Source organism: Halanaerobiales bacterium, assembly GCA_035270125.1.
GTDB lineage: Bacteria > Bacillota > Halanaerobiia > Halanaerobiales > DATFIM01 > DATFIM01.
This window is the reverse complement of sequence record DATFIM010000184.1, coordinates 1-7,423: the sequence shown is the minus strand read 5'-3', so window position 1 is coordinate 7,423 and position 7,423 is coordinate 1. Positions and strand designations below refer to the sequence as shown.

Below are 7,423 nucleotides of genomic sequence, written 5' to 3'. Positions count from 1 at the left end.
TTTTTTAAATCGAATACTAAATCTTCATAATCAATTAACCCTTTTAAATACCTACCCGTTTTTTTAATCATTTCAAAACTTTTTTTCATCATAAGTTGTGAAGCCATTTCCTGGTTTTTGACAGTTACGACCACTTTATCTTTATTGCCGTCAACTAATAATTCCATGATCTCCTGCCTCCCTTTTGCTGGTGGATTATTTTTTAGTGATGAAAGATTAAATTTTAAAGCCAAAATTTACAAGCAGGATATATTATAACATTTATTTTTTATTTGTCAAGAACTTTTTCTGTCCAGCCATAGGGATCTTCTAATTTTCCAGTTTGAATACCTGTTAAATTATCATATAATTTTTGGGTAAGGTCTCCTATTTCAAAATTATTTATTTCCATATCTAAATCATTGTAACTAAGTTCTCCAATCGGTGCAATAACTGCTGCAGTACCGGTTCCAAAAGCTTCTTCAAGTTTGCCTTCTTTATAAGCATTAACTAACTCTTTAATAGTTATTTTTCTTTCTTCAACTTCATAACCCCAGTTTTTAAGCATTTTTATAACTGAATCTCTGGTAATACCTGCTAAAATACTTCCTTCTAAAGACGGTGTTACAACTTTACCGTCCATCTTAAAAAATACATTCATTGCCCCTACCTCTTCAACATATTTTCGTTCAACACCATCAAGCCACAATACTTCATCATAACCGTTTTGAGCAGCTTTATGTTTAGCTTTAAGACTACTGGCATAATTACCACCAGTTTTAGCAGAACCAGTTCCTCCTCTAACAGCTCTCACATATTCAGTTTCAACATAAATTCTAGTAGGTTCTAAGCCCTGAGGATAATAAGCTCCAACTGGAGACATAATAATCATAAATTTATATTTTGAAGCTGCTTTTAAACCTAAATATACTTCATCTGATATAGCAAATGGCCTTATGTAAAGTGAAGTTCCTTCTTTAGTTGGAATCCAGTCCTGATCAACTTCAACTGCTTTTTTAACTGCTTTAACAAAAATCTCAGGATCCATCTCAGGCATACACATCCTACTATTAGAATTATTAAATCTTTTAGCATTTTTCTCAGGACGAAATAATAGAGCTTCCCCTTTTTCATTTTTATAAGCTTTCATTCCTTCAAAAGTAGTTTGACCATAATGAAATGTAGCTTTAGCAGGTTCCATTTCTAATGATTGATATGGAATTATCCTTGGGTCATACCACCCATCTTTTTCATCGTAATCCATCACAAACATGTGGTCAGTAAAAGTCTGACCAAATCCTAATTCAGAATCATTTGGACGTTCTTTACGCTCATCAACTTTTTCAATTCTTATCTCTTTCATTATTCTTTTCCCCCTATTTTTTATTATATTTATTTTGCTTTAGCTACCAAAATAATTGATTTTTCTCCTCCTACAACTATTTTGCCAGCATAAAAATCTACTAATTTCTCATTACCTTTTTTATCAATTACCTTCAAATCATGAAAACTTTTTCTTTTATTATTTTTTTCTTTTTTAAACCATTTTAAATAATCAGAATCTATAAAACTCCAATTACTACTCCCCATTAATTCTTCAGAAGAATATGCTAATAAATTTTCAGCTGATTTATTAACAAATTGCCATCCTCCATTTTTATAAATCATAATTGCAAAAGGGAGTCTATTAAGAATTTTTTCCAATTTTTCTTCATCATTTTCTATCGTTTTTTCCAACTTTTTAATTAGATTAATATTCTTGTGAATACCTACCACTTTAAGCGGTTTTCCATCTTCATTTTCTTTAAATACTTTACCATAGGCCAACATCCATTTCCAATTTCCATCTCCAGTTTTCAATCTGTGTTCAAATTCAAATTCTTTTTCCTTAGCTGCTTTTATTTTATTTACCATTTCATCAAATTTATTTTTATCTTCAATATGTATTAAATCTCTCCAGGTTTCAATTCTTCCATCTAATTTATTTACATGATAATCAAGAATTTTAGCCCACTCTTTATTATATATTATTCTATCATCTTCAATATTCCATTCCCACAATCCTGTTTCTGCTTTTTCTAAAGCAAATGATAATTTTTCTTTTACTTCCCTTAATTCATCATTAAGATCATTATTTATCTCTTTTTTATTACTCAAAACATCTTTTAATCTATTATTTTTTTCTATAATACTCTTATATTCATTCTCAGTATCTTTTAATTTTAATAAATTCTCCATAAAAGTAATATATGAAACTCGAGAAATAATAAAACCAAAAACACAACTATTTAATAATAAAAGAAATCTAGAAAAAAATTCTATGTACATTAATCCAAAAATATAATTTAAAAGTAAAATTAGTGATGTAATTAAAGATATAATTGGTAAATATAATTTCCATTTTATATAAAAAATAGCTGAAATAAAAAATATGGTAATAATGTATAGAAATATAGAAATATCATCAAAATTAAAATATCCAGCTCTAATTGCAGGCCAACTTAAAATAAAAACTAAAGTTATATAAAATAAATTTTTTTGATTTGATTCTACTACATCTATTTCTTCTGGAATTTTTTTGAAATAAAAATAGATCAAAAAAAGCGATATAACAAATATTATTACTTGAAAATAAAAACTATAAGTCAAAAAATCCTTAATAGACTGTAAAGACAAATTTACAAACATCATAAAAGTAAAAAAAACCAAGAAAAATTTCATTCTTCTTAAGTTTGTGATATTTTTCTTATTCTTAAATGTTTTTTTATATCTATTTGGTTGGTCCCAAAAAAATCTTACTATATATTTTCTTATATTTTCAAACATCCCTACCCCTCTTCTCTTTTTAATTCTTTCTACATTAATAATATCTAATTTTTTATATTAAATCAAAAATTTCTGAACTTGGTTTTAATTTGCAATCATGATATAATTATTATATTGACAACTTAATATATTTTTAACAAAGAGAGAAGATGATTTTATGAGTTCAAAAAACATAGCCCTGGCGGTTATTACCAAATATTTAGATTCAATCTCTCCTTATAAAGATTTCATTGAAAATGCTTATAATCACAATATTAAGATTAAAGTCCTTATTATTGTTTATTCACATGGAATAGAAGATAATACTTATATTAAATTAAAAAATATTTTAAATGAATTTAATACTAAACTAAAAATAGTAAAAGCAAATAATGATCCTCCTTTACAGGAAAAACTTAAAAAATTAGGTATCTCATCTAAAAATATAAAAAATCTAACTTCATCTCCCTTTTTTGCTAAATATAAACTTCTCCCTTATGGACAATATAGAAACATAGCTTTACTAACAGCTCTCACTTATAGCTCTCCTATTGATTACCTTTTCTTTATAGATACAGACGTTTACCCTTATCTTCTTAAAAAAAATTCATATCACACCTACTTTGAAAAAATTGATTTTTTTCAAGAACATCTAAAATATTTAAAATTACCTAAAACTATAATCACCAGTAGCGATTATTCGGGATATTATATACTACCTCCTCTTAAATTGAATTTTCTTAAAAAATTTTTAATAGGTTTAGAAAAAGAAAACTGTTATAATTTCCTTAAAAATTCCATTCATGGCCTTAAATATGCTTCCCACAAAAGAAAAATAAAAAATACAAATAAAATTCTTGGTGGTAATTTAGCTATCAATCTTAAATATTTCAACATCCTTCCTCCCTTTTATTCTACCACTTATATTTTCAAAAATAAACTTTTTTTAGGAAGAGGAGAAGATACTTTATTTACAAAAACTATTAATAAAAGTAGATTCAGAATAATAGACATTGATTTGAAAATATTTCACAACACTTATGAAAATTTTCCTAAAAAACCTTCTTTAGATGATAAAAATGTTAAAGATAGAATATATTATGCTTCCACAGGTTGGTTGGGTAGAAATCATTTCTTGAATTGGTTATATACTAAAACCGGGCAGCAGACTCAAAAAGAATGGAATAAAAAATTAAAAAGAGAATATAAAAATTTGTTAATTGGAAGTAGAGAATTAGCTTTTCATCTCAATGAAAAAAGATTTTTAGATTTAGGTGATATTTTTCTAAGTTCTTATAATCAGCTAGATACAATGATAGAAGAGTATTATAAAACTATTGCTGCCTGGAATGAAGTGAAAAGAAAATTAAAAAAGGAGTGTGCCTTAAATGAAACTACTTTTAATTAATCATTTTCCTTTGGAAGGATCAGGAAGTGGAATTTATACCAAAAATATTGCTATTAAAATGATGAACAAGGGTTTTGAAGTGAAAGTAATAATAGTAGATAATAAAAAAGTAAATGATCAATATCCTTTTCCTGTAACTACAATTTTTTATCCACAATTCCCCTGTTTTACTACTCATCCTAAAAGTAATAAAACATTTTATGATTTTTCTAGGGAAGAAATGAATGAGTATTTTAATATTTTCAAAAGTACTATCGAAGATGAAATTGAATTTTTTAATCCAGATTTAATTCATTGTCAACATCTCTGGATTGCACCTTACGCAGTTAGTCATTTAGATATTCCCTATCTTGTAACCTCTCATGGCACAGATATAAAAGGATTTATAAAAGATAGAAGATATCATCATGCAGCCTTAAGAGGGGCCCAAAATGCTTATAAAATAGTTGCAGTCTCAAAAAAAGTAAAAGAACAAATAAAAGAACATTACAATATAAATGAGGATAAAATTCAATTAATCTGGAATGGTTTTGATGAAAATTTATTTTCCCCGCGTGAAGTTGATCTAGATGAACTCAGTAAAGAATTGCTTGAAAATAAAAATACCTTAGCTAGTGATAAAATAGTAAGCTTTGTTGGAAAATTAACACATTTTAAAGGAGTAGATCTATTACTCGAAGCAGGAAAAATTTATGAAAAAGAGTTTAATAATGTGGTCACATTAATTAGTGGAGATGGTGAATTGAGAGAAGAATTGAAATATAGAGCCAAAAAATTAAATTTAAAAAATTTCTATTTCCTTGGAAACCAGCCTCAAGAAAACATAGCTAAAATTAATAGTATTGCCAAGGTAGCAGTAGTTCCTTCAAGAGATGAACCTTTTGGCTTAGTGGCTTTAGAAGCTATGGCCTGTGGAACTCCAGTAATTGCCTCAAAAACAGGTGGGTTAACTGATTTTATAAATAATGAAGTTGGAAGATTTTTTCCTGAAGATAATTATAAAGCTTTAGCCAAATCAATTATATCTTCTCTAAAAGAAAATGATAAAAAAACAAAGGGGGAAATTGCCAAACAATATGCCCATAATAACTTCTCCTGGAATAAAGTTGCAGATCAACTTGAAAAATTATATCTAGAAACTGTAAAGGAGGGGAATTAGATGAAAACTTTTATGGTAATACCTACCTATTGGGGAAGGAATTCTAGCACTGGGTGGCAGGTTGGAGATGATATTTATGACCATCCAACTCCACTTGACCAGAAAGGTACCCTTGCCCGAACTTTAAAAAGTATTGAAATATTGAGTAACAAAAATTTTGATTTAATAATACCTATTGTAACTACTACTCCTGAAATCAGAGAAGATGCTTACAAAAAAGTAAAAAAGATTGTAAAAAAAGTAAATCCTGCAGTTAAAACTTATTTATTTGCTGATAAACAGCTTAATGAAATCAAAAACTTTTATAATAATCACAATATGTTAGCAGAAACGGAACTTTTAAAGTTAAGTGGATATTCTAATGTTCGTAACATGTGCCTTTATCCAGCCTATATTATGGGAGCAGAAGTAGTAGTTTTAATTGATGATGATGAAATATTTGAAGATCCTGATTTTATGAATAAAGCGATAGAATTTATTGGAGGAAGATTTTATGGACAGAGTATTGATGGAATTGCTGGTTATTATTTAAATTCTCAGGATGAATATTATGATGATGTTGAAATGGAACCCTGGATGACCTTTTGGGATCGTTTTGGCAGTAAAGCAAAAGCTTTTGATAAAGTAATCAATAAAAAACCTCGATTAAAATCAACTCCTTTTGCTTTTGGAGGCTGTATGGTTATCCATAGATCACTATTAAAAGTAGTTCCTTTCGACCCTAATCTTCCTCGTGGAGAAGATATAGATTATGTTATAAATTCAAGAATGTTTAATTTTAATTTTTTTCTGGATAACAAATTAAACATTAAACATATACCTCCAGAAAAACATCATCCCATTTGGCAGCGTTTACGACAGGATATATTTAGATTCTATTATGAAAGAGAAAAATTAAGAGGTCAATATGAACAACCTAATATGTTAAAAATAGAACCAGAGGATTTTGATCCCTATCCTGGAGAGTTTTTAAGAGACAGTCTTGATGATGAAGTCTTTAAAACTAATATAATTTTAGCCCTTGATTATTTGAGTCAGGGAGAAAGAAAAGCCAGTGAATCTACTATTAAAAATATATATTTAAGTAAACATGAAGCAATACCTAAAACTAATGTTTTTGATGATTATCTTAAATTACAAAACAAATGGGAAAATTTACTTTCTTTTGCAGTAGAAAACAATCTCAAATTAGAAAAAATAATTGAAAAGGGAGCATTAATTAAAAAAGAATCAGTAAAAAAAGAAAGTTTTCATTTCCCTAATGGCATGGTCTTTAATAAAGAAAATATTGATAAAATTTCTAACTTTCCATTCTTTTCAACACTTGCAAAACAAGAAATAAAAGAATTACTCAAAATTTCAAGTTTCAAACATTATGAAGAAGATGAAACAATAATTAATATAGGTGATAAAGACTTGTTTATCTATATTATTATTACCGGAAAAGTAAAAATAATAAAAGGGGAAGATGATAGTAATGAGGAAATTTTTATTGGTTATTTAAATGAAGGTGAACATTTTGGAGAAACTTCACTATTTTCCAGTAAAAGTGATAAATATTTAGTAGAAATAATTAGTGAAGAAGCAACAGAAGTAATTGAAATAGAACGAAATAAATTATTAGATTTTTTTAATACTCATCACCGTTCAAGTGTTAAATTATTATTATACTTAAGTAAAAAATTGAATGATCGTTTAGAAGAACTAACAGAACGCTTTACTGATCACAAAAAAAGAGATATAGACTTAAGTCAAAAATTCGAAGAAAAATAAAACAAACACAAGGATCCCTTTAATATTAGGGGATCCTCTTTTATATCACTAATTATTCATCTTTATGATTATGTTCAGTAACATTCCCACGTAATATATCTACTCCATGAGGTAATATATCTATAATTGATTCCAGACATTCTCTTACAGCTTTTGGGCTGCCAGGTAAATTAACAATTAATGTTTTTCCTCTAATTCCAGCTTTTGCTCTGGAAAGAGCAGCCATTGGAGTGATTTTCACTGTATCCATTCTCATTTTTTCAGGTATACCTGGAACTTCTTTTTCAATTATTTCAGCT

General features: G+C 27.5%; 6 protein-coding genes. 3 read left to right on the top strand and 3 right to left on the bottom strand.

The window, feature by feature from the left end:
- Window positions 1–268 precede the first annotated feature (268 nt).
- Together VJ881_09515 and VJ881_09510 are read right to left on the bottom strand one after the other, a co-directional pair.
- The gene (locus VJ881_09515; GenBank protein ID HKL76291.1) at window positions 269–1,342 is read right to left on the bottom strand and encodes a branched-chain amino acid aminotransferase; all 1,074 of its coding nucleotides are present in this window, start codon (window positions 1,340–1,342) and stop codon (window positions 269–271) included.
- A gap of 29 nt (window positions 1,343–1,371) precedes the next feature.
- The gene (locus tag VJ881_09510; GenBank protein ID HKL76290.1) at window positions 1,372–2,805 is read right to left on the bottom strand and encodes a PAS domain-containing protein; all 1,434 of its coding nucleotides are present in this window, start codon (window positions 2,803–2,805) and stop codon (window positions 1,372–1,374) included.
- Window positions 2,806–2,962: 157 nt separating this feature from the next.
- Here VJ881_09510 and VJ881_09505 point away from each other — a divergent pair, with 157 nt between their 5' ends.
- Genes VJ881_09505 through VJ881_09495 form a run of 3 tightly spaced genes read left to right on the top strand, consistent with a single transcriptional unit; the run spans window position 2,963 to window position 7,124 of the window.
- Complete coding sequence (locus tag VJ881_09505; protein HKL76289.1) at window positions 2,963–4,192, top strand: hypothetical protein; 1,230 nt, start codon at window positions 2,963–2,965, stop codon at window positions 4,190–4,192.
- Complete coding sequence (locus VJ881_09500) at window positions 4,173–5,351, top strand: glycosyltransferase family 4 protein (protein ID HKL76288.1); 1,179 nt, start codon at window positions 4,173–4,175, stop codon at window positions 5,349–5,351. Before VJ881_09505 ends, VJ881_09500 begins: the two co-directional genes overlap by 20 nt.
- On the top strand, window positions 5,352–7,124 hold the full coding sequence (locus tag VJ881_09495) for a cyclic nucleotide-binding domain-containing protein (GenBank protein ID HKL76287.1): 1,773 nt from the start codon (window positions 5,352–5,354) through the stop codon (window positions 7,122–7,124).
- 52 nt (window positions 7,125–7,176) lie between these two features.
- Here the strand turns inward: VJ881_09495 and VJ881_09490 are convergent.
- On the bottom strand, window positions 7,177–7,423 hold a 247-nt coding region (locus VJ881_09490; protein HKL76286.1), incomplete at its 5' end, for a molybdopterin-binding protein.